Origin of the sequence: Gordonia jacobaea (genome assembly GCF_001186365.1) — a bacterium.
Classification (GTDB): Bacteria; Actinomycetota; Actinomycetes; order Mycobacteriales; family Mycobacteriaceae; genus Gordonia; species Gordonia jacobaea.
The window spans coordinates 200,359-226,038 of the sequence record NZ_LDTZ01000015.1 but is presented as its reverse complement, the minus strand read 5'-3'; the positions used below and the strand labels follow the sequence as shown (position 1 = coordinate 226,038).

At 67.1% G+C, this 25,680-nt stretch carries 24 protein-coding genes and 1 riboswitch; of the genes, 16 read left to right on the top strand and 8 right to left on the bottom strand.

The window, feature by feature from the left end; all coding sequences use genetic code 11:
• Positions 1-57: 57 nt before the first annotated feature.
• On the top strand, positions 58-570 hold the full coding sequence (locus tag ABW18_RS06945; protein ID WP_049698258.1) for a hypothetical protein: 513 nt from the start codon (positions 58-60) through the stop codon (positions 568-570).
• 105 nt (positions 571-675) lie between these two features.
• Positions 676-1,740 carry an anthranilate phosphoribosyltransferase gene (trpD, locus tag ABW18_RS06940; RefSeq protein WP_049698588.1) on the top strand — a complete coding sequence of 355 codons (1,065 nt, stop codon included), beginning with the start codon at positions 676-678 and terminating at the stop codon, positions 1,738-1,740.
• Positions 1,741-1,759: 19 nt separating this feature from the next.
• Here the strand turns inward: trpD and ABW18_RS06935 are convergent, their stop codons facing one another.
• Together ABW18_RS06935 and ABW18_RS06930 are read right to left on the bottom strand one after the other, a co-directional pair.
• A complete protein-coding gene (locus tag ABW18_RS06935) occupies positions 1,760-2,038 on the bottom strand; it encodes an Lrp/AsnC family transcriptional regulator (RefSeq protein ID WP_005176218.1) in 279 nt (92 codons plus the stop codon).
• On the bottom strand, positions 2,035-3,843 hold the full coding sequence (locus ABW18_RS06930; protein WP_200903224.1) for a DEDD exonuclease domain-containing protein: 1,809 nt from the start codon (positions 3,841-3,843) through the stop codon (positions 2,035-2,037). Before ABW18_RS06930 ends, ABW18_RS06935 begins: the two co-directional genes overlap by 4 nt.
• Before the next feature lie 658 nt (positions 3,844-4,501).
• A riboswitch (cyclic di-AMP (ydaO/yuaA leader) is annotated at positions 4,502-4,686 on the top strand.
• A gap of 15 nt (positions 4,687-4,701) precedes the next feature.
• Here ABW18_RS06930 and ABW18_RS06925 point away from each other — a divergent pair.
• The 4 genes from ABW18_RS06925 (at position 4,702) to ABW18_RS06910 (ending at position 9,289) form a co-directional block, all read left to right on the top strand.
• Positions 4,702-5,403, top strand: coding sequence for a C40 family peptidase (locus tag ABW18_RS06925; protein WP_049698257.1), 702 nt, complete (start codon positions 4,702-4,704; stop codon positions 5,401-5,403).
• A 154-nt stretch (positions 5,404-5,557) separates the two neighbouring features.
• Positions 5,558-6,637: a C40 family peptidase gene (locus tag ABW18_RS06920; protein WP_414652002.1), complete on the top strand. Its 1,080-nt coding sequence runs from the start codon at positions 5,558-5,560 to the stop codon at positions 6,635-6,637.
• 12 nt (positions 6,638-6,649) lie between these two features.
• On the top strand, positions 6,650-8,158 hold the full coding sequence (locus tag ABW18_RS06915; protein ID WP_049698256.1) for a peptidase MA family metallohydrolase: 1,509 nt from the start codon (positions 6,650-6,652) through the stop codon (positions 8,156-8,158).
• 12 nt (positions 8,159-8,170) lie between these two features.
• Positions 8,171-9,289: a glycosyltransferase family 4 protein gene (locus ABW18_RS06910; RefSeq protein ID WP_049698255.1), complete on the top strand. Its 1,119-nt coding sequence runs from the start codon at positions 8,171-8,173 to the stop codon at positions 9,287-9,289.
• A gap of 48 nt (positions 9,290-9,337) precedes the next feature.
• Here the strand turns inward: ABW18_RS06910 and ABW18_RS06905 are convergent, their stop codons facing one another.
• Positions 9,338-11,140: an AMP-dependent synthetase/ligase gene (locus tag ABW18_RS06905; protein WP_049698585.1), complete on the bottom strand. Its 1,803-nt coding sequence runs from the start codon at positions 11,138-11,140 to the stop codon at positions 9,338-9,340.
• A 147-nt stretch (positions 11,141-11,287) separates the two neighbouring features.
• Here ABW18_RS06905 and ABW18_RS06900 point away from each other — a divergent pair, with 147 nt between their 5' ends.
• The 6 genes from ABW18_RS06900 (at position 11,288) to ABW18_RS06875 (ending at position 15,785) form a co-directional block, all read left to right on the top strand.
• On the top strand, positions 11,288-11,695 hold the full coding sequence (locus ABW18_RS06900) for a hypothetical protein (RefSeq protein ID WP_200903223.1): 408 nt from the start codon (positions 11,288-11,290) through the stop codon (positions 11,693-11,695).
• On the top strand, positions 11,695-12,132 hold the full coding sequence (locus ABW18_RS06895; protein WP_049698253.1) for an SRPBCC family protein: 438 nt from the start codon (positions 11,695-11,697) through the stop codon (positions 12,130-12,132). The genes ABW18_RS06900 and ABW18_RS06895 overlap by 1 nt, the downstream gene beginning before the upstream one ends.
• A gap of 20 nt (positions 12,133-12,152) precedes the next feature.
• Positions 12,153-13,334 (top strand): ArsA-related P-loop ATPase, encoded by a 1,182-nt coding sequence (locus tag ABW18_RS06890; RefSeq protein ID WP_049698252.1) that lies wholly within the window; start codon positions 12,153-12,155, stop codon positions 13,332-13,334.
• Between the two features lie 79 nt (positions 13,335-13,413).
• Positions 13,414-13,890 (top strand): hypothetical protein, encoded by a 477-nt coding sequence (locus ABW18_RS06885; RefSeq protein ID WP_083444345.1) that lies wholly within the window; start codon positions 13,414-13,416, stop codon positions 13,888-13,890.
• Positions 13,891-13,906: 16 nt separating this feature from the next.
• On the top strand, positions 13,907-14,902 hold the full coding sequence (locus tag ABW18_RS06880; RefSeq protein ID WP_049698251.1) for an ROK family protein: 996 nt from the start codon (positions 13,907-13,909) through the stop codon (positions 14,900-14,902).
• A gap of 163 nt (positions 14,903-15,065) precedes the next feature.
• Positions 15,066-15,785, top strand: a complete 720-nt coding sequence (locus ABW18_RS06875; RefSeq protein WP_049698250.1) for a lysophospholipid acyltransferase family protein — start codon at positions 15,066-15,068, stop codon at positions 15,783-15,785.
• A 49-nt stretch (positions 15,786-15,834) separates the two neighbouring features.
• On the opposite strand, the gene ABW18_RS06870 is transcribed toward ABW18_RS06875, so the two are convergent.
• Positions 15,835-17,172, bottom strand: a complete 1,338-nt coding sequence (locus ABW18_RS06870; protein ID WP_049698249.1) for a glycosyltransferase 87 family protein — start codon at positions 17,170-17,172, stop codon at positions 15,835-15,837.
• A gap of 86 nt (positions 17,173-17,258) precedes the next feature.
• Between ABW18_RS06870 and ABW18_RS06865 the strand changes: the two genes are divergently transcribed.
• Complete coding sequence (locus ABW18_RS06865) at positions 17,259-17,750, top strand: polyadenylate-specific 3'-exoribonuclease AS (RefSeq protein ID WP_049698583.1); 492 nt, start codon at positions 17,259-17,261, stop codon at positions 17,748-17,750.
• Between the two features lie 72 nt (positions 17,751-17,822).
• Positions 17,823-19,244 (top strand): class II 3-deoxy-7-phosphoheptulonate synthase, encoded by a 1,422-nt coding sequence (locus ABW18_RS06860; RefSeq protein WP_049698248.1) that lies wholly within the window; start codon positions 17,823-17,825, stop codon positions 19,242-19,244.
• Positions 19,245-19,296: 52 nt separating this feature from the next.
• Here ABW18_RS06860 and ABW18_RS06855 read toward each other — a convergent pair whose 3' ends face one another.
• Positions 19,297-20,502, bottom strand: coding sequence for a protein kinase domain-containing protein (locus ABW18_RS06855; protein ID WP_049698582.1), 1,206 nt, complete (start codon positions 20,500-20,502; stop codon positions 19,297-19,299).
• Positions 20,503-20,634: 132 nt separating this feature from the next.
• On the opposite strand from ABW18_RS06855, the gene ABW18_RS06850 reads away from it, so the two are divergent.
• The gene (locus ABW18_RS06850; protein ID WP_049698247.1) at positions 20,635-21,000 is read left to right on the top strand and encodes an Rv2175c family DNA-binding protein; all 366 of its coding nucleotides are present in this window, start codon (positions 20,635-20,637) and stop codon (positions 20,998-21,000) included.
• Here ABW18_RS06850 and ABW18_RS06845 read toward each other — a convergent pair.
• Positions 20,969-22,504 (bottom strand): alpha-(1->6)-mannopyranosyltransferase A, encoded by a 1,536-nt coding sequence (locus ABW18_RS06845; RefSeq protein ID WP_152930029.1) that lies wholly within the window; start codon positions 22,502-22,504, stop codon positions 20,969-20,971. The genes ABW18_RS06850 and ABW18_RS06845 overlap by 32 nt on opposite strands.
• Positions 22,505-22,506: 2 nt before the next feature.
• Positions 22,507-23,658, bottom strand: a complete 1,152-nt coding sequence (locus ABW18_RS06840) for a polyprenyl synthetase family protein (protein ID WP_049698246.1) — start codon at positions 23,656-23,658, stop codon at positions 22,507-22,509.
• On the opposite strand from ABW18_RS06840, the gene ABW18_RS06835 reads away from it, so the two are divergent.
• Positions 23,659-24,645 carry a methylenetetrahydrofolate reductase gene (locus ABW18_RS06835; protein ID WP_083444324.1) on the top strand — a complete coding sequence of 329 codons (987 nt, stop codon included), beginning with the start codon at positions 23,659-23,661 and terminating at the stop codon, positions 24,643-24,645. It begins immediately after the preceding gene.
• Between the two features lie 36 nt (positions 24,646-24,681).
• Here the strand turns inward: ABW18_RS06835 and ABW18_RS06830 are convergent, their stop codons facing one another.
• Positions 24,682-25,677, bottom strand: a complete 996-nt coding sequence (locus tag ABW18_RS06830; protein WP_049698580.1) for an LppM family (lipo)protein — start codon at positions 25,675-25,677, stop codon at positions 24,682-24,684.
• Positions 25,678-25,680 lie beyond the last annotated feature (3 nt).

The following is a 25,680-nucleotide window of genomic DNA, read 5'->3' as shown; positions in this document are numbered from 1 at the left end:
TCGGCGTGTCAGGGTACCGGTGGACCGAGCGGTGAGCGCCGTGCTTTGCTCAACTCCATGGGTACCTCCGACCACGACGATCCAGGGTCGCGGCACGACGGCCGACAGTTCGACCTCAACGGCAGGCCGATGGTGCCGCGCCGCTGGGAAACGTTGCGGCGAGCGATGATCGGCGGTCGAGCCGCGCCTCGCGACGTGCTGACGGTGACCGACCGCGACGTCGTCGTGGTCGGTGAGTCCGACGACGAGGCGGCGTCGAGCTCGTCGATCCTCGACGCCTCGACGTTGCGTCCGGCCGATCAGGCAGTCGTGCGGCACGTGCTGGCGCTTCCGGACGATGGTGTCGAGGCCGCGGTTGGCCTGGCCGCGCTCGACGAGTACGAGGCGATACCCGTCGATGTCGTGGCCGATCGGTTCGCGATCCCGGAGGGGCTGGCACCTGTGGTTCTGGCGCGCGTGCAGCTCGTCGACGCACTGCACTTGTCGCAGGAGCGCTCACGAATGGCGAGCCTGGCGTCGAGGCACTCAGGTGTCGCGGTGGGGTGGCAGATCGTCCAGCGGCCGCGATGAATCGCCGCGCCGCGCGCGCAGAGATCACCGCGTCGCGCGCGCGTGGCACATCGTGCGGTACGACCGCGAGCAGATCGTGTGCGCAGGTCAACTAAGGTGCATGGGGTGAGCAGCGAGCAGAGCTACACCTGGCCGCAGATCCTCGGATCCGTCACCGACGGAATCGACCTGACCGTCGACCAGGCGCGATGGGCGATGGACGAGGTCATGACCGACAGCGCGACGTCGGCGCAGATCGCCGCATTCGGCGTCGGCGTGAAGATGAAGGGCGCAGCGCCTGCCGAACTCGCAGGCCTGTCGCAGGCGATGCTCGACCACGCCACCCTCGTCGACACCGACCGTGCGGCGATCGACATCGTCGGAACGGGAGGCGACCGCTCGCACACCGTGAACATCTCGACGATGACGTCGATCGTCGTCGCCGCGGCTGGCGTGCCCGTGGTCAAGCATGGCAATCGGGCTGCGTCGTCGAAGAGTGGCGGTGCCGACGTGTTGGAGGCCCTGGGCGTGACGATCTCGCTCGGTGCCGCGGAAGTCGCCGCGTGTATCGATAAGATCGGCATCGGATTCTGCTTCGCCCCGGTGTTTCACCCTGCGTTCCGGTTCACCGCTCCCGCACGACAGCAGATCGGCATCCCGACTGTGTTCAATGTGCTCGGCCCGCTGACGAACCCGGCGAACCCGCGCGCGGGATTGATCGGGTGCGCGTTCGGCGATCTCGCGCCTGTTCTCGCGCGTGCGTTCGCCGAGCGGGGCAGTTCTGTCCTTGTGGTGCGCGGCGATGACGGTCTGGACGAACTCACGACGACCACGACGTCGTCTGTGTGGCAGGTGGTCGACGGCACCGTCACCGAATTGACGATCGATCCGCGTGATCTGGGAATCGACTACGTCGACCTCTCGGCGCTGCAGGGCGGAGATGCGACGGTGAACGCCGCCATCGCGCGGGAACTGCTGTCGGGAAAGTCCGGCCCGGTGCGCGACGCTGTGCTCCTCAACGCTGCGGGTGCACTCGTCGCCAACGAGCAGACGTCCGCGACCGACAACGCGGGACTCACCGCGGCGTTCGCGGCGGCGACCGAGCGCGCCGCGGAGTCGATCGATTCGGGCGCAGCCGCGCGGCTGCTCGACCGGTGGGCCCAGGTCAGCGGAGAGCTCGCCAACAAGTAGGCCGGTTGCCGGGCGAGGATCACTCCTCGCCGATGGAGAAACCACCCTCGACGGCGCTCGACGAATAGCTGCGGAACGCGATGTGGGTCGCGCTGTGCCGTACTCCCGGCAGCCGATTGATCTTGCCGGTGACCACCTCGGCGATCTGCTCGTGGTCGCGTACGCGGATCTTCGCGATCAGATCGACATCGCCCGCACACGAGTAGACCTCTTCGACGCCCGGGATATCGGCAACGGCCTGTGCCGTCTCGGGGATCTGGTGGACGTCGGCGTCGATCAGGACGATGGCGGTGATCATGCGGGCAAGCGTAGTCGGCCACCATCGGCGCGCGGGCGTGACCGGTGACGCGGCGTGCGGATGTCACGCGCATCGTGGGCGGTCTGTGACCACTCCAGCCAGCGCTGCGCCGAACCGACGGGTGTGGCCAGCGCGTCGCTGGAGTCGACGATGCGGGAGCCGGGGTCGGACACCCAGCGGTAGAGCAGACCTGCCTCTTCCGGGGAGGCGCCCCGGAGTGGGGTGTCGTCGGGCAGCACTGTCTCGGCCGCCGCGACCAGCTCTGCGACCACCGGCATCGGCGCGTGTCCGCGTGGCGCTGTTCCCGCCGCAGCGAGCCGTCCGTGCCGAATGACCGCCAACTCCCACCCGCCGGCCCCGTCCGAGCGTGCGACCACCAGCTCGGCTATCGCGCAGAGGGAACTCAGACGCTGACACCGCGCGAGCTGATCGATGGTCGCGGCCATCCGGTCGCGGTGGCGCGCGGCGGTCTCGTACATCTGGGCGTCGGAGACGACGTCGAGTCGCTGCGAGAGCCGCTCCAGGATGGTGTCGGATCGTCCGAGTATCAGATCGACGACGGACGTGACCGATGGCAGGTAGTCGGGGAGTGTCTGAGGGCGTGTCGAGGCGGCAGCACAGCCTCCGACGACCCGACCGCCGTCGTCTGGGAGGCGACACCAATGATGGGTGGCGGTCGCGCCGAGGCGGGTCGTGCAGGTTCGCAGTCCTGCGGCGTGTGCGATGAGGTCGGCGATCGCGGTCGCCGTGGTGCGCTTACCGATCGGCCCGATGCTTATCTCTCCCGGCGTGCGGGCCACACGCAGACGGGCGAAACGTTCGTTGCTCAGGGTCACCCACCAGCCGCGGTGGGGTTGCGTCGAGCGTCGGTTGTACGCCGGGGCGTGCGCGGCGAGCAATCGGAGCTCCCGAACTCCCGCCTCGAGTGCGTGCGCGCATTCGACGTGGTCGACGCGTTCGGCGAGCATCACCATCTCGCCGATCCTGCGTCGGGGATCGGCTCCGGAGAAATAGGACCTCACGCGTCGACGCAGATCCGATGCCGTGCCGACGTAGAGGACCTCGTCGCTGGGGCCGCGGAACAGGTAGACGCCGGGACGCGCGGGGATGCGGTCGGCCAGGTGCCGCTTTGCGCGCAGCCGCGGATCGGTGCGTGGCAGGTAGCGGGTGAGTTCGCGATAGCTCTGTACGCCCTGATTCCCGACGCGTTCGAGAAGGTGGTGAAAGACCTCGACGGTCGCGCGGGCATCGTCGAGAGCGCGGTGCGTCGGGCGGACGGTGACGTCGAACAGATCGGCCAGTGCCGACAGGCGGACCGTCGGCGCCTCGTCGCGTCCGAGGATGCGTCTTGCCATGGTGACCGTGCACAGCGTTGCACTGAACGGCCACTGCAGGTGCAGGCGCAGCGCGTTCTGCCGCAGGAACGACATGTCGAACCGGGCGTTGTGGGCGACGAGAATCGATCCGCGCGCGAACTCGATGAACGACGGCAAGACCTCGTCGATGCGTGGCGCGTCGTAGACCATCGCCTCGGTGATCCCGGTGAGCGCGACGATCTGCGGTGGAATCGGAAGTCCCGGATCGACGAGTGTCGCGAACTCGCCGAGTACCTCGCCGCCACGAATCTTCACCGCGCCGATCTCGGTGATGCGGTCGTTGGTGGCACTGCCGCCGGTTGTCTCGAGGTCGACGACGACGAGCGTGGTGTCGAACAGGGACCGATCAGAGAACTCGTTGTCGAGAGTGCTCTCGAGGTCGGCGCTCGCGAGGTCTGAGAACGAGAGCTGATCGCCACTGGATGTCACGTCGCGAACAATAGTTCGAACCACCGACACCGCTGATTCGTTGCTGGTGAGGCGCGTGTTCCGGATGTGGCGATTCGCCGCCAGCTGCTTTCGGGTGCCGGGCCTCCGGGACTCGGTCGGCCGGACTTGTCGGTGGGGGTGCCTAGTCTCGCGGTGAGAAGGAGGCAGTGGTGCGCGTCGCCGCCGGGAGGAGGGGAAGCCTCCCGACGACATGCGCATCCCGAGGATTTCACACCACTGAGACGGAGATCACATCATGGACATCGATTGCAGCACCTGCCCCGGTCGTGAACACGCCTGCGACGGCTGTGTGATGACAGTGCTTTTCGGCCCGCTGAACAGCCAGGATGCCAGCGCCGGGTGGCGACGAGGGTGGCCCACCGGTACCCGAGATAACGACGCCGAGATCCACGCCGCCATAGATACATTCACGGGTGCTGCAATGGCCTCCAACGCCGATGCACGATCTGCAAGAGCAAGCATCTGCGCAGTTCAAGCGGCCGGTTCGTCGTCCGAATCACCGACATTGCGTGCTGGTTAGGGTGCGGAGGTCGAACACGCTGTTTGTCGGTTAGTGGACAGACACGCATCCGGTTTCGTAACCTTTCCGAGACCTTTGCGAAGCGTCCCGCTCCAACAGGAGAGGTTCGCAGGGGTCACCGCTCAATCGCCGAGGCTACGAGTCTCGGCGTACCGGGGAACCACTCATTTTTTCGGAGCTTTCCGAATGGGGGTGAATCGCGCTCTCGATCCGGGTGTTCGCACTCGAATCGCATGCGCGTAGGGCCATTTCTTCCGGCCCGAATCCGACAGCTAACCCGGTCGGCGGTAGAGGGAGAACAAAGGAGAACACCCTTCGTGGCCAAACATCGTTTGGAACAGCCCGACCGCGGCAAGGTCGCAAAGAAGGCGGTAATCGCCGGGTCGATCACGTTCGGCTCGCTTGCCGCTGTCGCTGGTCCCGCTCTGGCCGCGCCGGTCACCGTGCCCAACGTCGGCACGTTCGAACTTCCCGGCGTCGACACCAAGCAGATTCCGGCACAGTTCCAGCAGCAGAAGGCGCCGGTCGTCAAGAAGCAGGATGTCGCGAAGTCGCCCGACGCCACAGTCGAGATCCCCAACGTCGGCAAGTTCACGCTTCCGGGTATCAGCGACAACCAGATCCCACAGCAACTTCGGCCGCGTGGCGGAGCTCCGCTGCTCGCCCCGACGCAGACCGCAGGCGAGAAGGCCGTGCGCGCCGCTGAGACCAAGATCGGCGCCCCCTACTCGTACGGTGCTTCCGGACCCAACGCCTTCGATTGCTCCGGCCTCACCAGTTGGGCCTTCCGTCAGGCAGGTCTGACGATTCCGCGCGACAGCTACGGACAGCTCGGCGGTGGCACCGCGGTCGCCTCGCTGGCGAACGCGAAGCCCGGCGACATCCTGGTGTTCAACGGTGGCGGACACGTTGGCCTCTACATCGGCAACGGACAGTTCATCCACGCATCGACCTACGGCGTCCCCGTGAAGAAGGACGTCGTGAAGAATTGGAGCTTGGTCGGTATCCGTCGCTACTGAGCGACGAGATCGACAGAGTTCGTGACGGCGGGCGGATCACGCGTTGACGCGTGATCCGCCCGACCGGCAGTAGCCGCCGCAACGCTCACGTTAGGGTGGAGCGCGGTGCACCGGTCTGCCACGTGGAGGCCGGTCGCTGCATGTGGTGAGGGGAGTGAACACAGAAGTGGTTGCGGGATCGCAGGCAATGGCGCATCGATCGCGAGCGGCATTCGTCGTTGTCGTGACGGCGATGATCGTCGCTGTCGCACAAGTCTTCTCGATGGCGATAGCGGGTCCGTCGAGCGCCGAACCGACGCGCACACCCGACCAACTCCTCACTCAGTACAAGAAGCTGAGCACCGACGCCGAGAAGTCGTCGGAAGCGATGCACAACGCCCAGATCGAGTACGACAAGCAGCGCGGCATCGTGACCGCTGCCCGTAAAGACTCGACCGAGGCCCAGAAGGGCCTCGAGACCTCGCGGAAGACGCTGGGCTCGTACCAGAAGCGCGTCGACACGATTGTCCGCGCCAGCTACAAGGGTGCCCGGGTCAACCGTCTCTACGCGGTGCTCGTCAGCGACTCACCGCAGTCGTTGCTCGACCAGATGTCGGGCCTCGAGGTGATCTCGCGCCAGGCGTCGGCAGATCTCAAGGGTCTCAAGAAGGCTCGTGCCCAGATGGCCGCAGCGAAGGCGAAGGCCGATCGCACCGCCGCGGAGGCGACGACCGCCGTGTCGGCCGCCGAGCGCGTACGCGGCGACCTCCAGGCCAAGCAGGCCAACCTGCAGCTCCAGGCGGTTCAGGTGCGTGCCGTGTACGAGTCGATGACCGGCAAGCAACTCGGCGCACTTCGCGGCCCCAAATTCGATTTCGACCCCCGAGCCGTGCCGAAGGGTACGTCCGCCGCTCTCGCGGCCGTGCAGGCTGCGCTGACCCGCATCGGAGATCCCTACGTCTGGGGTGCCACCGGACCCGACTCATTCGACTGCTCCGGGCTGATGGTGTGGGCCTACCAACAGGCGGGCAAGACGCTTCCGCGCTCGAGCGAGGCGCAGATGGGTTCGGGAACGGCTGTCGACCGCGGCAATCTGCAGCCCGGCGACCTGATCATCTACTACCCGGACGCCCACCACGTCGGCATGTACGTCGGCGACGGTTACGTGATCCACGCGTCGACATTCGGTGTGCCCGTCAAGGTGGTACCGATCGACCAGGCCGGGCCGTTCGCGGCCGCGCGGCGATACGCCTGATGCGCGGACAGCGTGCACGCTGAGGCCTCGGCCGCGCGCGTCGCATGTGTGCTTCTCGCTGCCGCGACACTCGCAGTGGGTGCGTCGGCCTGCTCGTCGGATAATCAACCGCGGCAGGCACCCTCGTCGTCTGTCACGACGACGACCACGAATCCCAACGTCTATCTGCAGGAGCGGTCGGAGGGCGTCGCGCAACTCCTCGACGACCTCACCCGCGCCGTGACGGATGGCGATCGCGCTCGCCTCGACTCGCTCCTCGACGCGTCGACGCCCCCGACGTTCCGCGACTCCCTGACCGTCGCGGCCCAGAATCTGTCCGGACGGGATCTCTCCGGAACGGGCACCTCCACCGCGTCCTCGGCCGCAGGGTCGCCGCCGTCGGCGAACTCGCCGTCGGCGAACTCGCAGTCGCCATCCTCGCCGTCGCCGTCCTCACCGAGCACGACTGTGCCCGCGCGCGGAACCACACTGAAGCTCAAGGAGTTCGGCTACCAACTCGCGTCGACGCAGGGCGCCGAGACCCAGGTGCCCGAAGAGGTTGCTGCTCGACTCGAATCGCAGGGCAGCACCGACTCGTGGGTCGCGCCGGTGCAGCTGCGGTATGCGCTCGGCGGCGCCAATACGCCGGGAGTCGACGAGCCGACGGTCGCGCTTGATCGCGAACTTGTGGTGGCGCGATACGGCGATGGGTGGAAATTGGTCGGCGACGCAACGCTTCTCGGTGACGACGCCCCGGCAACCCAGCTCTGGGACCTGCCGGGTCTCGAGGCCACGGACGTACTCACCGGGGGAGGGCCGTCGACGGTGGTGTCGTATCCGGGTACCGACGTCACCGTGGATCGGACGCGAAGCTCGCTGCGTCAGGCGGTATCGGCCGTCACCGCCTTCTGGGGTTCGGAGTGGCCGCGACGCGCCGTCGTGGTCGCAACGGCGACACCGGACGAGTTTTCCGCGATAGCGCACAGTTCTGCGACCGATACCTCTGCCGCCGCTGCAGCGACCGTGTTCGATCGCGTCGAGGGTGACACGGTGATCGGTCAGCGCGTCGTCCTTGCTCCGTCTGCCAACGACCTACCCGCGCCTGCGCTTGCGGTGGTCCTGCGGCACGAACTCACCCACGTCGCGGCGCGCTCGGTGACCGCGAAGGATGCGCCGCTGTGGATCACCGAGGGTGTTGCCGAGTATGTCGGCCGCAAGGGAACCTACGTGCGCCTCGACGACGCCGCACCGGATCTCGCCGCGCAGGTGCGCGCCGGGCAGAGTCCCGACGCGCTGCCGTCGGATCAGGATTTCGGTGTGGCGACAGAGAAGTCGGCTCTCGCATACCAGTCCGCGTGGGCGCTCGCGGCCTACGTCGCCGACCGCTACGGTGAAACACGTCTGAAGGCCCTCTATCGCGGGGTGGCGGCGTCGGGAGATGTCGGCAGGCAGGACAACGCGATCGCAACTGCTCTCGGTGTCGATCGCAACCGTCTGATTGCCGACTGGCGCAGATGGCTCGCGGAACAGGTTCCGGGATAAGGAGTACGGTCCGTGCGTCGAACCCTGTTGGTGACCAACGACTTTCCGCCGCGGGCTGGTGGGATTCAGTCGTATCTGCAGAATCTTGTCGACAGGTTGCCGCCCGAGGACATCGTTGTCTACGCGCCCCGATGGAAGGGCAGCGTGGAATTCGATGCGCGACAACCGTATCGCGTCCATCGGCATCGGACGACATTGATGTTGCCCACGCCATTCGTTGCGCGTCGCGCCGCCGAGATCATCCGTAGCGAGGGTATCGAGACCGTGTGGTTCGGTGCCGCCGCGCCGCTCGCGGTGATGGCACCCGCGATGCGAAGGGCGGGCGCGCAGCGCGTCATCGCCTGCACTCACGGCCACGAGGTGGGGTGGTCGATGCTGCCGGGCGCCCGACAAGTGCTGCGCCACATCGGAAATCACACCGACGCGATCACCTACGTGAGTAGGTACACCCGGAATCGCTTCGCTTCGGCCTTCGGACGCGCTGCCGCGCTCGAGTACCTCCCGCCCGGCGTCGACACTGATCGTTTCGCTCCGAATCCTGTTGCCCGCGAAGAGTTTCGCGCACGATTGGGGCTCGGCGACGCCCCGACCATCCTGTGCCTGTCGCGATTGGTGCCACGCAAGGGGCAGGACATGCTCATTCGTGCCCTGCCGTTGATCCGCAAAGAGATGCCCGACGTGGTGCTGGTCATCGTCGGTGGTGGACCGTACGCCGACACACTGCACCGCCTCGCCCGCGAGGAGGGGGTGGCCGATCACGTGATCTTCACCGGTTCTGTTCCGGCAGAAGATCTTCCGGCTTACCACAACATCGCCGACGTCTTCGCCATGCCTGCGCGCACACGCGGCGGCGGCCTCGACGTCGAGGGATTCGGAATCGTCTACCTCGAGGCGTCGGCAACGGGTGTGCCCGTCATCGCGGGACGTTCCGGCGGCGCGCCCGAAACCGTCGTCGAGGGGGAGACGGGCACCGTTGTCGACGGCCGCGATGTCCCGGCGATCGCGTTGGCCGCACTGGCGATGCTCGCCGATCGTTCGGCGTCTGCCGCGATGGGCGCCAACGGGCGCGTTGTCGCCGAAGGCAGATGGCAGTGGCGACATATGGCAGCGCGCCTACAGCAACTGCTGTAGGCGCGCCTGCGCGATGTCGGTCTGCGTGATCTCGAGCCGGGTGCGCTTCTACTTGGTGTAGAGCGCGTCGATGTCGTCGGCGAATTTGTCGACGACCACGTTGCGCTTGACCTTCAGGGTCGGAGTCATCTCGCCGGTCTCCTCGGAAAAGTCGGACGGCAGGATGCGGAACTTCTTGATCGCCTCTGCGTGCGAGACCGTCTTGTTCGCCTCGTCGACGGCGGCTTGAACTTCGGCGCGCAGCTTGGGGTCGTTGATGAGGGATGAGACGTCGGCGTCGGATGGCAGGCCCATCCGCTCCTTCCAACCGGGGAAGGCTTCGGGGTCGATGGTGATGAGCGCCGAGATGAACGGCTTCTGATCGCCGACGACGACTGCCTGCGACACCAGCGGGGCGGAGCGCAGTACATCCTCGAGACCTGACGGCGAGACGTTCTTGCCGCCGGCGGTCACGATCAGTTCCTTCTTACGGCCGGTGATGGTGATGAAGCCCTCGGAATCGATGTTGCCGAGGTCGCCGGTGTGGAACCAGCCGTCTTCGAGCGCCTGTGCCGTGGCTTCCGGGTTGTTCCAGTAACCGTGGAAGACCACGCCGCCGCTCAGCAGCACCTCGCCGTCCTCGCCGATGCGAACGGTGTTGCCCGCCACGGGCTTTCCGACGGTCCCGATCTTGATCTCACCCGGGGTGTTCACGCTGAAGGCCGCGGTGGTCTCGGTCAGTCCGTATCCCTCGTAGACGGGGATACCGACTCCGTTGAAGAAGTGCCCGAGCATTGCACCGAGCGGCGCGCCGCCGGAGATGGCGAGCTCGCACTGCCCACCGAGCGCCGTGCGCAGCTTGCTGTACACGAGGCGGTCGAAGACGGCGTGCTTCACCTTGAGCAGTAGCGGGACACTGCCCTGCTCCGACTTCTCCGAGTACTCGATCGCGGTGGCGCTCGCGGCGTCGAAGATCTTGCCCTTGCCGCCGTCGGCGGCCGATTGGCGGGCCGAGTTGTACACCTTCTCGAAGACACGGGGGACCGAGAGAATCAGCGACGGCTTGAACTGCCCGAAAGTGGCGACGATGTTCTTGGTGTCGCCGGTGAAACCGACCTCGACCCGCGCCTCGATAGCGACGAGGGTGATCGCGTGCGCAAGGACGTGCGCGAGAGGCAGGAACATCAGCAGTCGCTTGCCCGGCGCGAGCAGGGTGCTCAGGTTGCCCTGCAGAACGCCGCGAATCTCCGAGAGCATGTTGGAGTGCGTCAGCTCGCACCCCTTGGGGCGGCCGGTGGTTCCCGAGGTGTAGATGAGCGTCGCCGGGTCGCTCGACTTGAGAGATGCACGCCGCTTGGCGATCTCGTCGTCGGAGACGTCCTTGCCCGCCTCGATGAGGAGTTCGACGGCACCGGGGCCGGCCTTCGGATCGATCTGGAACACCTGGACGGCTGTGGGCAGATCGCCGACCGCCTCGAACTCCGAGCGATGTCCGTCGTCTTCGACGATGATGGCGGAGGCGCCGGAATCCCGCATGATCCAGTCGATCTGACCCGACGACGACGAGTCATAGATCGGAACGGTCGTCGCGCCTGCGCACCAGATTGCGAAATCCACCAGGATCCACTCGAGGCGCGTGCGGGACAGGACCGCGACGCGGTCGCCGGGAGCCACACCGGAGGCGATCAAGCCCTTGGCGATGGCCGTGATCTGCTTGACGGCGTCGTCTGCCCGCACCGGAAGCCACTCGCCGCCTTCCTCGCGCCGAAACACCGTCGAGGCGGGAGTGCGCTCGGCGAGACCGAACAAGATGTCAGTACAGTTCTCGTCCTCCTCGATCGTGAAATCGGCGGGGACGCTGTACTCATTCATCGCGGCACTCATTTGTTAATCGACGACCTTTCGCCATCGTTGGCATCAGACACTCGCGGTCAATCGTATCCCCGGACTTTTGGCCACCCACAACCGCGCCGGAGTTGTGTCACGTATGAGGGGTCTATCCGCTCCCGTCGCGAGTATGTGAAGCTAAGAGGCGTGACGAGCATTCAGGTGGCGGATGAGACATTCGTCGCTGCGGCACCCGAGTTGGTGGCTGCCGTGGTGGGTGATCGCGGACGATGGCGATCCTGGTGGCCCGATCTGCGCACAGAGGTGGCTGAGGATCGCGGTGCCGCGGGTATGCGCTGGCGGGTCGACGGTCCGGTGAGAGGAACGATGGAATTCTGGTGCGAGCCGGTGCTCGACGGGTTCGTACTGCACTATTTCCTTCATGCAGAACCCACCGGTGATTCGGCAGGAGCCGACGTGGCCGGCCTCAACCATCGTTACCGCGTGATCGGGAAACGGGTGACGTTCGAGATCAAGGATCTTCTCGAATCGGGCCGCGCCCCAGGCGATCCCGCGATCAGTGAAAGCGTGGCGAGCTGATGGCCGACCATACCGAGCGTTCGATCGTCATCAACGCCGACGCCGCAGAGGTGATGGCTGTCATTTCCGACTTCGAGCACTACCCGGAGTGGGTCACCGCAGCGCGGGAGGTCGAGGTCACCGAGCGCGACTCGGCGGGCAGGGCGTCGGAGGTGCGTTTCCTCCTCGACGCCGGCGTGCTCCAGGACACCTACGTGCTGCGCTACACGTGGGGTGCAGGCGGCGACGAGGTCTCGTGGGTTCTGGTGTCGAGTGATCTGCAGAAGGATCAGCGTGGCCGGTACGTGCTCAGTAGACAGGTCCCCGGCTCGACCAAGGTCACCTACGAGTTGATGGTCGACCTGCAGGTTCCGATGATCGGACAGCTCAAGCGACGTGCCGAGAAAGCGATCACCGACGCCGCGCTCAACGATCTGAAGAAGAGGGTCGAAGGCTGATCGACCTGACGCCTATTCACATCGTCTTCGGTCCGGGGGGATCCGGGGTGACCGCGGTCGCGGCCGCGGGCGCGGTCAGCCGACCCCGCGCACGCAGGCCCGAGGTGCGCTCACCGCTCGCCGCCGATCGGCACACCCTCCTGGTCACGGTCGACCGCTGCTCGCCGGTCCCCGACATTCTCGGTGTGTTCCGCTCGCCCAACGACGCCGTCGCGGTGTCGTCGCATCTGCACCTGCTCTGCCTCGAGCGGCTCACGTCGGCCACGACGTCGTGGGCGCTGTTCGCCGAACTCCTCGCCGATACCGTGCGACGCTCCAAGATCACACTGCCCTTCGTCGACACCCTCGCAGGGATCGACCAGGCGGAGGTGACATCGCTGCCCGGCGTCGAGGATGCCTTGTTGCTGCGGCGGATTCGCGACGAGGCGGTCAGCGGTCAGTGGCAGCGCATCGTCGTCGACCTGTCCGGAATGGGAGATCCGTACCAATTGCTCGACGCGCCGTCGACGCTTCGGCACTCTCTTGACCGGCTATGGCCGAGGCATCGCAGGCTCGCAGCCGCGGCCGACCGTCCGGCGGTCGCACAACTGACCACCGCGGTCGACACCATCGACCGGGACTGTGCCGACGTCGCCGAGCTACTGCGTGACGCGGACACCACAGCGGCGCACCTCGTGGTCGGCAGCGGGTATCGCGGAGCCCGATTGTTGCCGCATCAGCTCGCGTCCATCGACCTGCTCGGACTCCCGCTGCGCACCATCTACCTCGACGACGCCACCGCCGAATCGGGCCGTCGGGAGCTCGTGCCCGACGAGATCGACATCGCGCCCGGCGTCGACATTCGTGGTGTCGCGGCGCTCGACACGCCGCTGGAACGGCCGGCACGACTGAAGAAGCTCGGGGTGACGCTGCTCGCGCCGTCGGGTCGCGCGCACGGCTCGTCGGCGCTGTCGGTTGTCGGCGACGAGGCGGACGGCCTCGACACCACGTACGAATTGTCCTGGCCGCAAACGCTTCCCGATCCTGGTCGGTTCATGCTCGGACGCTCGGGCGACGACCTCCTCGTCACCGTCGACGGTCTACGCCACTGCCTGCCGTTGCCTTCGGTGTTGCGGCGATGCGTCGTCGACGACGCCGACTGGGATGGCCAACAGGTGCGCATCCGGTTCCGTCCCGACCCAGCGGTATGGCCTCGACGGTGAGGTTGCGGGTAGCGTTTCGGTGCACATGTCCCCGGGCCAGTACCGGGGCCCGCCACCAGCAAAGGACCAGCCGCCCGACATGAGCAGCGACGACCGTGGCAATCCGTCGGGGGGACGGGAGACGCCAGGAGACCGCGACGACGCGTTCACCGGAGACCCCGTCGGTGACCCTGTCCGCGACTTCGTCCTGGGCATCGCAGCGCAGATCGACCAGCTCGCCGCCATCATCGGCGGAGGGGGGCAGTCGGCGTCGGCCGGGGCAGCCCGGGGAACGGGCGCGCGCCACCAGGCATTCGGCGACGTCGCGGGCGAGATCAGTTCACTCGTCGCCGAGATCGGCGACCTCATCCCCCGGCTGATAGCCGCACTCATCGCGGTGCTGGAGGCCGTCGCGAACGCGCTACGCGCGACTCCGGCCGCGCACACCCCGCCGACCGCGCAGTACCAACCGATCGCGGTCCGAATCGGCACGTCGACGCCACACCGGGCGACGCGCGAGCACCGCGCCGATCCCTTCGTTGACCGCAGGCACCTCGATGGCGACACTCAGACGTGATGAGAACTGAGAAGTAATGGGCGAGTTGACGATCGGCATCGACATCGGCGGCACGAGTGTGCGCGCCTCCGTGGTCGACGAACGCGGACGGATGCTCGACACCCTGCGGGCCGCGACGCCGGGCACGGCGCTGGCCCTCGAGCACTGCCTCGATCGGCTCGTCGGCGAACTCACCTCACGGTGGGCGGCGCGCGCCGTCGGCCTCGCGGTGGCGGGCTTTCTGACCCCCGATCGGCAGGTCGTCCGGTTCGCGCCGCACCTGCCGTGGCGTGAGGCACGTGTCGCAGAAGAGATGAGTGCGCGCATCGGTCTGCCCGTGGTCACCGAGCACGACGCCAACGCCGCGGCCGTCGCCGAGTTCCGATTCGGCGCTGCGGCGCGCGGACACAACTCGCTGGTCTTGGCCATCGGGACCGGTATCGGTGCCGGATTGCTCATCGAGGGCGAGATCTATCGCGGCAGTTTCGGTGTAGCCCCGGAACTCGGACATCTGACGGTCGTCCCCGACGGTCGGCCGTGCTCATGCGGCAAGCGTGGATGCTGGGAAAGATATTGCAGCGGAACGGCTTTGGTCGACACCGTCGTCGAATTGCTTGCCGATGGCGATTGGGGGAGAAGCCAGCTCGCCGCCGACGTCGCAGCCGATCCCGGGTCGCTGACGGGGCGTCGTGTCGCGGGTGCCGCAGCCGACGGTGACGCGGTCGCGATCGCCGCGTTCGCCGCTTTCGCGGCGTCACTCGGTCAGGGGCTGGCGATGATCGCCGACATCTTCGACCCCGACCTGATCGTGCTCGCAGGCGGCGTCGGCGCGGCGTCGGGACTGTTCCTCGACGAGGCGCGTGAGCACTACGCAAGATTGATCACCGGCTCGGGGCACCGACAGCTCGCGCGGATTCGAGGCACGCAGCTCGGCGAGAGCGCGGGCGTCATCGGCGCCGCAGAGGTGGCGCGCGCGGCACTACGGTCCGAAGGCCTGGCGCTCGGCGACGCAGGGTGGTCGACGGCACACTGAGAGCACGCCCTATGGCCCACGCGGGTCTGGGCGCTTGAGTAGAGTCATCTCACAACGTCCCGTCGGCTCACCGGGAAACTCGCCCCTCTTCGAGTTCTCTCGGTGCTCTGTCCGGCGACGACTTCACCAAGTGGCGACGCGGCGATGATGGAGTGAGTCTCAAATGTGGTACTACCTGTTCAAGTACGTTCTCCTCGGACCGCTCCTGCGGGTGCTCGGCCGTCCTGAGGTCGAAGGCCTCGAGAACCTCCCCGAACGCGGACCGGCGATTCTCGCCAGCAACCACCTTGCCGTGATGGACAGCTTCTTCCTGCCGCTGATGGTGCCGCGTCGGATCTACTTCCTCGCCAAGGCGGAGTACTTCAACGGCACCGGTATCAAGGGTCGCTTCCAGGCGTGGTTCTACACCGCCGTCGGTCAGATCCCGATCGACCGGACCGGTGCGGAGGCGGCCGCCGATGCGCTCAAGGCCGCGCGGCGCCAGCTCGAGACAGGCAACCTGATGGGCATGTACCCGGAGGGCACCAGGTCGCCCGACGGCAACCTCTACAAGGGCAAGACGGGACTCGCCCGAGTCGCGCTCGACACCGGGGTGCCGGTGATCCCCGTCGCCATGATCGGCACCAATACCTTCAACCCGCCCGGAACCGTGCTGCCGCGCCCGACCAGGGTCAAGGTGAAGATCGGCAAGCCGCTGAACTTCGCCCGCTACGAAGGCATGCAGGGCAACCGCTTCATCGAGCGTGCCGTGACCGACGAGATCATGTACGAGCTGATGCAGCTCTCGGGTCAGCAGTACGTCGACATCTACGCCGCCTCGCTCAAGGAGAAGAAGCCCGACGCCCAGCAGCCCGCGCGGCCGGGCGAGGCCTCGGCCGCCTGACTCATATCGGCTGTCAGTTCGGGCGCCGGCGCTGCGCGGGAATTACCGCTCAGGCAGATCGGATCTCGGCGAGCGGTTGATCGGCTGCTCGTGTGGCGGCACGCGCGGGGGAGAACGGAAGCAGCCAGATCACGATCAAAGCGGCGATTCCCCACAGCGAGAACGCGTTTCCGACGATGTGGTCGAATACGGTCCAGTGTCGGGCAACCATCGGCAGGAACTGGTACGGGCCGACGGCGAAGATCAGGATGCCGCTGACGGCGATCGCGTTGTAGGCGACGTACGCGCGCCGCGAGTCGGTGCGCGCGGCGACCACAAGGCTCGTCAGGATCAGCGGAATCGACCACACCCAGTGGTGTGCCCACGATGTCGGCGAGACGAGAAGTCCCCAGACCGCGACGACGCAGGTCGCCAGGAGGGCATTGACGCGTCCGGTCCGACCCGCGCCCCGGCCGAATGCCGCGACGGGCTTGCATGCGAACAACGCGGCGCCCGCCAGTGCCGTTGCCACGAGTGAACTGAGCACCCACGCGAGCTGCGCGGCGCTCGCCTCGGGGAGGAGCCGAATCCACATCGCGTTGAGGTTCTGGTTGATCCGGCCCGACGGATCACCGATGCGCGTGGTGTGGAACAAGGTGTGTGTCCAGTACCCCCACGAATCCGACGGCATCCAGATCCATGCCAGGGCGGCTGCGGCGACGAAAGTCGCGGCAGCGGTGACGACCGCCCGCCAGCGCCGAGCCGATGCGAACAGCACGATGAAGACGAGCGGGGTCAGCTTGATCGCCGCCGCGAGTCCCACCAGAACACCCTGCAGAGGCCCGAGCGCGCGGCGACGCCCCCGCCCGACGAGGAAGACGTCGACGACGATCATCGCCATGAGGATCACGTTGATCTGACCGAAGCCGAGCGTCATCCACATCGGATTGAGCCAGAGCGCGGCAGTGGAGACCAGAAGAGCGAGCCACCACCGGTTGCCGATGCGCCCGACGGAAAGCACCGTCAACACGATGTGCACGACGACGACGAGGAGTCCGATCGTGAGCAGTGACATCACGACGCCCGCGATGGTGAGTGTCATCGCACCCAGCGGCACGAACGTCATCGCGGCGAACGGCGGGTAGGTGAACGGAAGCCAGATGCCGTCGCTGGTGAACGGCATCGAGCCGTCGGCGTAGAGGCTCTGGCCCTGCTGCCAGATCTGCGCCCCCAGCCGATAGACGTCGAGGTCGATGCGCGTTCTGGTACCGAAACTGCTGGTGAAAGGCACACCGATCATCTGGAGCAGCGACGACGTCGCGAACACGATGACGATGAGCGCGCGCGTCAACCGCGTCGGAACCCACCGACGGAGCCGAGTGTCCGCGGCGCTGCAGAATGTGGGCATCGATGGCCTTTGTGTAGGCCCCGCAGCGGGGGCATGTGGGTCGGTCGGGTGTCGGTGTGCGCATTCGGTGGCGAATACTTGGCGGTATGCGTTTCTTCTACGACTCGGAGTTTATCGAGGACGGCCGCACGATCGATCTCATATCGATCGGTGTCGTCGCAGAGGACGGTCGTGAATATTATGCGGTGTCGACCGAGTTCGACCCCGGGCGCGCCGGTAGTTGGGTGCGCGCCAACGTCCTGCCCAAGCTTCCCTCACCCTCGTCGCCGCTGTGGAAGTCGCGGTCGCAGATCCGCGACGGCCTGCTGGAGTTCCTGACGGAAAAGGGCAACGACATAGAGCTGTGGGCGTGGGTAGGGGCCTATGACCACGTTGTTCTCTGTCAGTTGTGGGGTCCGATGACCGAACTGCCCCGCGCTGTTCCGCGCTTCACGCGCGAGCTCAAACAGCACTGGGAGGCCGCCGGTCGCCCACCTCTGCCGCCGGCGCCCGACGATGCTCACGACGCCCTCAGTGATGCTCGACACAACCTGCGCAAGTGGGAGGCCATCGAGCGCGCGGGCGGTTCGCGTGCCTGAGGCGGGGTGGGCGTCGGAGACGGTACGGGGCCGAGCTGCGGGGTCGTCGTAGACGCCTACTACCCTGGTGGGGTGGTGAACTGGACCGTAGACGTTCCGATCGACGAACTTCCCGAACTGCCCCCGCTTCCCGGCGACCTGCAGGCACGCTTTGCCGACGCCATGAGCAGGCCGGCACTCCAGCAGCCGAGTTGGGATCCCGAGGACGCCCACCGGATGCGCACGGTGCTCGAGAGCGTGCCGCCGATCTGCATGCCGGCAGAGGTCGAGGCTCTGTCCTCTCAGCTCGCCGACGTCGCCGAGGGACGCGCCTTTCTGCTGCAGGGCGGCGACTGCGCGGAGACGTTCGCCGACAACACCGAACCGCACATCAAGGGCAACATCCGCACCCTGCTGCAGATGGCCGTCGTGCTGACCTACGGCGCCAGCCTTCCGGTCGTGAAGGTGGCCCGCATCGCGGGGCAGTACGCCAAGCCGCGCTCTGCCGACGTCGACGCGCTCGGCCTGACGTCCTACCGCGGCGACATGGTCAACGGATTCCCACCCGTCGAAGCGGCACGAGTGCACGATCCGTCTCGCCTGGTCCGCGCGTACGCCAATGCGTCGGCAGCGATGAACCTGGTGCGCGCACTGACCGGTGCCGAAGCAGACCTGCGTCGCGTGCACGACTGGAATCGCGAGTTCGTCCGTACGTCACCCGCCGGTGCGCGGTACGAGGCCCTCGCAGGCGAGATCGACCGCGGCCTGAAGTTCATGGACGCCTGTGGCGTCACCGATTCGAGCCTGAAGTCCGCCGCGATCTTCGCCTCGCACGAAGCGCTCGTGCTCGACTACGAACGCGCGATGCTGCGCCTGGCCGACAATCCCGATCTCGACGAGTCCGGTGCCAACGGGTCCGAACTCGACGAGAAGGTGCTCTACGACCTTTCCGCGCACTTCCTCTGGATCGGTGAGCGCACACGCCAACTCGACGGTGCGCACATCGCGTTCGCCGAGCTCATCCGTAACCCCATCGGGGTCAAGATCGGACCGACGACGACACCCGAGCAGGCCGTCGAGTACGTCCAACGGCTCGATCCGCACAACCGTCCCGGACGGTTGACCTTCGTTGCCCGCATGGGTAACTCGAAGGTGCGCGAGGTGCTGCCGCCGATCGTGAGCGCGGTGGAGGCGACCGGCCACAAGGTGATCTGGCAGTCCGATCCGATGCACGGGAACACCCACACCTCGCCGACCGGGTACAAGACACGGCACTTCGACCGCGTCGTCGACGAGGTGCAGGGCTTCTTCGAGGTGCATCACGCGCTCGGTACGCACCCGGGTGGTATCCACGTCGAGCTCACCGGAGAGAACGTGACCGAGTGTCTCGGTGGCGCGCAAGACATTTCCGATCTCGACCTGTCCGGCCGATACGAGACCGCATGCGACCCGCGGCTGAACACCCAGCAGTCGCTGGAACTGGCATTCCTCGTCGCGGAGATGCTGCGCGGCTGAGCATCTCGGCACCGGGCCGGTCAGCTGGCGATCGGTTGAGCCGACGATCAGTTCAGCCGACGATCAGGGCGCCGAGCCACCAGCCGACCGAGCCGACGCCCGCTGCCACCAGCAGGACGACGGTCAGCCAGATCAGCGCCTGCAACCTTCCGCGCCCCGGGTCGTGGGTGGGCGTGTCGTCGGCCGGTCGATCGGGAATCACCGTGGGACGCTTGGTCGTCGCGGGTGGTGCTGTCGTCGGCTGCGGAGGCGCGACGAGCGACGCCGCGACCGGTTGCTGTGCCGTTGCGGGGACAGCGCGGGGTGCCACCGGACGCGGCTGTGGGCGCGCCGCGGCGGCCTGTGCGGCGCGCATCCGGACCATCGTCTCCCGCTCGGCCGAGCGGCGCGGTGCGGGAACGGTGAACGGCGGCAGGTCGAGATCGTCGGCAGCGGCGAGCAGCGCGTCGCGCATCTCGAAGGCGTCGACGTAGCGGTCGCGCGGCCGACGTTCGGTGGCGCGCAGGATCACCTCGTCGATCTCCTCGGGCACGCCGTCGATGACATCGCCGGGGGCCGGGACGTCGTAGGAGAGTCGTTGGTAGGCGAGTGCAAGTGGCGAGTCGCCGTGGAAAGGCGTTCTGCCGGTGAGTAATTCGAACATCATGACGCCCATGGAGTAGACGTCGCTCCTGGCGTCGGCGTCGGCGGATTCGACCTGCTCGGGCGACAGGTACGCCGCGGTGCCCAGGATGACGCTCGCCGAGGTGACACCCGCTTCCGCGACCGCGCGCACCAGGCCGAAGTCGGCGACCTTGACCTCGCCCGCATCGGAGATCAGGACGTTCTCGGGCTTGATGTCGCGATGGACGAGTCCTGCTCGGTGCGCGGTGCCGAGACCGCCGAGGACGGGATCGGCGACAGCGACGACCGCGTGCGGCGGCATGGGTCCCCGCTCGCGCAGCAACTCGCGCAGGCTCCCGCCTTCGACGAGTTCCATCACGAGAAACGCGGTGCCCTCGTCGATGCCTTGGTCGTAGACCGCGACCAGGCCCGGATGTTTGAGGCCTGCGACCGCACGCGCCTCGAACTCGAAGCGGCGCACGAATTGTGGGTCGCCCGAGTAGCGTCGATCCATCACCTTGACCGCGACGTCGCGACCCAACCGCAGATCGGCGCCGAGATAGACCGCCGACATCCCGCCGCGCGCGATGGGCGCATCGAGACGATAGCGGTCCTCGAGGACCGCACCGAGCAGGGTGTCGGCCGGGCTGTTCACGACGTCGAATCTACCCGGCACCACCGACCGCCGGCCCATACCTGGACGCCGTGGCGTGTACCCGAATGACGAGTTGTGCACAGCGTGACAACCGCCTGTCGGCATGCGCGGCGAAACGGTAATCTCAGGCGGGTGAGTTCTCTGCCCCTCTCGACCGACACCCTCCCCGCCGACACCGCCACCTATTCACTCGACGACGTCGCAGCACGCCTGCATGTCTCGACGAACAAGGTGCGCAATCTCATCCGGGATCATCACCTGCTGGCGATCTCGCGTGACGGTCAGCCCGCGGTGCCGCGCGTGTTCTTCGACGACGAAGGCATCGCGAAACATTTCACCGGACTCGTCGACGTATTGTTCGACGGCGGTTACACGCGCGACGAGATCATGGCGTGGCTGTTCACCGAACAGGACGACCTCGGCCTGACACCCGCAGACGCGCTGCACACCCACTCGGCCCGCGAATTCATCCGTCGCGCGCAGGCACAGGCGTTCTGACACCCCACATCCGACGGCCGAGAGCGCCGATCCGCAGCGGATCGGTCCGCATCACCGACGCGGCCGCGAGGCCACCGAGCGCCAGCGCCAACAGTGTCTCGGGCAGTTTGTAGAACAAGATCGAGTCGTCGGGCTGAAAGACGATCAGCATGAACGTCGAGATGCCGACGACGAGTGCGCGCACCCACGTCGGCAGTGTGAACGCGACGGCCAGACACAGCACCCAGGTGTAGTACCAGGGGAGCGTCGACGGTTCGAGGATCACGACGGCCAGCATGGCGAGCACGATGCCCGCCATCGCGTCTCGCTCGGAATGCCGCTGCCGCCACCACAACACGACGAGGATGACCGCGAGAAGCGCTTCGCCGATGAGCCGGGTGATCGGCAGGACGGTCTGCAGGTTGAGCGGAGTGAACGGCGCGGCGACGAGCGTCACGAGGTGGGCGACAACCGTCGGCAGCGTAAACCAATTCACGATCCGATCCGCCCAGCCCAAACCAGTGAGCCAACCCAGGCCGAGCCCGACGAGCGCGGTCCACGCCGCGAACACCGCAACGGTGATGCCCACGATCGCGGCGAGCACGAGAGCCACGTCGCGCGCGCCCACCTGGCGCCGTTGTCGAATGTGCGCCAACCAGATCCACAGCACGAAGGGGACCGCGATCCCGGCGGTGATCTTGATCGAGACCGCACAGCCGAGCAGCACGAGCCCGCCGACGTGTCGCCCGGTGACGACCAACGCCATCCCCGCGGACAACACACCCATCATGAGCAGCTCGACGTGCGGTCCGCCCACCAGGTGGATCAGGACGAGCGGGTTGAACAGCACGAGCCACAGCCCGGCGGCGGCCGACGCCCCGAAGTGGCGGGCGAGTCGCGGAATTGCCCAGAGCGACAACAGGAGTCCCGGCAGCAGGACCAGTCGCATGGCGAGCACACCCAGGATGACGTGATCACCGGTCACGGCGACGACAAGGTGTGTCACCCACACGAAGAGCGGACCGTAGGGCGCAGTGGTCGACGCCCAGACCTGCGCCATGCTGTCGACGAGTGGTCCCGGATTGTGGGCCGGGCCGTCGGCGTACGGCGAGAAGCCCGCCCCGAACAGGGCGCCCTGGCCGAGGTAGGCGTAGACGTCGCGACTGTAGAGCGGCACGGTCACCATCAACGGTGCGGCCCACGCCAGCACCCACCTGCCCAGGTGGAGCCCGCTGTGATCACGCGTGCGGTCGCACAGGATGCGCCCAAGGCGTATCCATGCGATCACCATGAGCGTCACGCCGACCCAGAATGTGATGCTGCACAGCGATTTACCGTGTCCGTAGGTGAGCCAGCTCAGTCCGGTGTCGGTCAGTATCGGGTGGTTGCGGGGGATGTCTGCGATGCCGAAACCGCCGAGCGACACCATGATCGAGCCGATCAGACCGGCGATGAGGGTACGCCGCGTCGTCAACGATCCGCGGTCCACACGCGCGTCTGCGGCCACCGTCACGTCGGTGCCCACGCTCAGGCGTCGCGATGCGCCATACGACGCGCGACGGCAACGAGGTCGGTGTACACGGCATCGTCGATGTCGGTGCTCTCGAGGGTGGTGACGGCGGAGTCGAGCAGCGTGTCGATCGTCCGCTCGACGTCGGCGACGGCGCCCACATCGGTCAGAATGCCACGCGCAGTGGCCAATTCGTCTGCCGACAGTTCGGTCCCTATGACCGAACGCAACGTGTCGCCGAGTGCGGGATCGTCCGCGTCGGCGCGGGACAGTCCGAGCGCGAGAAGTGCTGTCCGCTTACCTGCGACGAGGTCGTCGCCCGAAGGCTTGCCGGTTCGGACCGGATCACCGAACACGCCGAGAAGATCGTCCTGCAACTGGAACGCGATGCCGAGATCGTGGCCGACCGAACGTAGTTGGTCGACGAGTTCCTCGGAGGCACCCGCGGCGCGGGCACCGAGCTCGAGTGGACGCGCGACCGTGTACGCAGCCGTCTTGAACTCCATCACCCGATAGGCGGCCTCCGTCGATTCCTCGCCACTGACCTCGTTGACGATGTCGAGGACCTGACCGCCGAGGACCTCGGTACGCATGGCCGCCCATGTCGCGATCACTCCCGGTGGCAGGGGCGCGACTTGCGGACCCGTCAGAGGCCTTCCCGCGGGCGACACGGTCGCCGGGGCGTACCCGTGGACAAGGTCGTCGGCCCATGCGAGCGCGAAATCGCCTGCCAGAACAGCCGACGCGACGCCGTGTTCAGCCGCGTCGCCGCGCCATCCGGCGTCGCGATGGCCGCGCTCGAACACCCGGTGCACCGTTGGTCTGCCGCGCCGCGTGTCGGAGGCGTCGATGATGTCGTCGTGAATGAGCGCGCACCCCTGCACGAGTTCGAGGGCGGCACTGATCCGCAGTGCGTCGGCGTCGGTGAGGCCGGTCGGGACACCGTTGGCGTCGCTGCGGCCCGCCTGCCACCCCGCGTACGCGAAGACGGGCCGGATGCGCTTGCCGCCCGACAGCACGAAATCGGCGACGACCTGCGCCGACGACCCGACGACCGGCGAAATGGCGGCGGCTGTTGACACAGCGGTACCGAGGAAGTCGCGCAGCACGGATTCGACTGCGCCGGGAACCTCGGCGAGGCGCGTGGGGACGGGAGCGGTCGAGGTCACGTGTCACAGGCTAGCCCGTACACTGGTCCGGTGAATTCATCCGCCCCGGTGCCGTCCGTCGTCGAACGTCTGTCTGCGCCGCATCCGGGACAGGTGCCCTTCTCCGTCGAGTTCCTTCCACCGAAAGATGCCGAGGGCGAAGCACGCCTGTGGCGTGCGGTGCGTGTCTTCGAGCGGCTCAATCCCGCGTTCGTGTCACTGACGTACGGCGCGGGTGGCAGCACCCGCGATCGCACCGTGCGCATCGCGGGGCAACTCGCGACCGAGACGACGCTGGTGCCGGTCGCTCATCTCACCGCGGTGAACCACTCGATCGCCGAACTGCGCTCGCTGGTCGGCGCGTACGCGGATAAGGGCATCACCAATATCCTTGCGCTACGCGGTGATCCGCCAGGAGATCCGCTCGGTGAGTGGGTCAAGCATCCCGAGGGCGTCTCGTACGCCGAAGAACTCGTCGACCTGATCGGTGGACTCGGCCAGTTCCACGTCGGTGTGGCTTCCTTCCCCGAAGGCCACCACCGCGCTCCCGATCTCGACCACGACACCCGCGTACTGGTGAGCAAGCTCCGCGCAGGCGCCGAGTACTCGGTCACCCAACTGTTCTTCGACGTCGACTTTTACCTCCGCCTGCGCGACCGCGTCGCTGCTGCCGACGCCGAGCAGGGTGCCAAGCCGATCATCCCCGAGATCATGCCGATCACGTCGCTTGCCTCGGTCCGACGGATGGTCGAGCTGTCAGGCTCGGTCCTGCCCGAGAGCGTCGAGCGACGGTTGATCGCCGCCGCGGGTTCCGGTGAACAGGAAGACAGGGCAGCGGTGCGCGCGGTCGGAATCGACATCGCCACCGAGATGTCGCAGCATCTCATCGCCGAGGGCGTCCCCGGGCTGCACTTCATCAGCCTCAACTTCGCCAAGGCCACCTGCGAGGTACTCGACCGGCTCGGCGTCGACACCTCCGACGCCCTGCCGCTCGTCTCGTCGAACTAACCAGCGCCGGCCGGCGCAACTGCCCCGCTGGGAGGCCTAGCCGGCGGAGCCTGTGCTCTCCGGCTTCTCGCCGCCCGACGTCGTCGTCGCGGATTCTGCGTGCGCGGCAGGTGCGGTAGTCGAAGGCTGTGCGCTTGCCTTCGGAGTTGTCGTCTTCGGTGCCGTTGCCTTTTGGACGGGTGCGCTTCGACGCACCGGCCGCGGCCGCCCGGGGCGAGGGCTCGTGTCGCGGTGCGAGTACGCCAACCAGATGACGAGCGCGACGACGAGCAGGCACACGATCACGAGGAGCCACGTCCATCCGGTGAACGCCGCGGTCGCGGGGTCGGGGTATGTCGCATCGGCGATGAACTCGGTGACCTTGCCCGGTTCGGGTGTCCACGTGACCGAGGTCTCCGAATCCTGCTTCGCCACGTTGCTCGCGGTGATCGGACCAGCGAACGCCAGGGTGAACTTGAGGTAGTCGCGTTCCTCGAGTCCGTTGAGATCTGCACTGCCGCGGAAGCGCACGACGTCGCCGCTGCGCTTGGCGTTCAGCTCCATCGTCATCGACGTGTCGCCGAACGCGTTGGCGACGATGTCGCCGAGCTGACTGAGCTGACCGGCGGTCAGATCGGAGAACGTCGCCCTGGTACCGACCCGGCTGGCGCCCTGCCCTGTGGTTCCCGGCTGTGTCCCGGTCGACGGTGCGCCTGCGGATGGGGCGCTTGCGGACGGGGCGCCCGGAGACGGTGAAGCCGACGGGTTCGCCGAGTCGCCCCCACCCGTGTTGGGGCCTTCGCGGTAGTCGGAGGTCGACACGTTGTTGCGCATCGATTCGGGAATGTCGAGTCGTGGCGCGCCGCTGGGATTGTCCGGCGAGGTGGCGACGATGACCGTGCCGGCATACCGGTCGCCGACGGTGGTCGAGCGGGTCAGACACCCCGACAGCAGAGGAATGGCCGTGAGCAGGATCAACACCGACGCGACCGCGGTTCGCGCGGAACGTCTGCGCGTCGGATCGGTCGGGCGTCGCGTGGTAGCCGGTTGCACGTG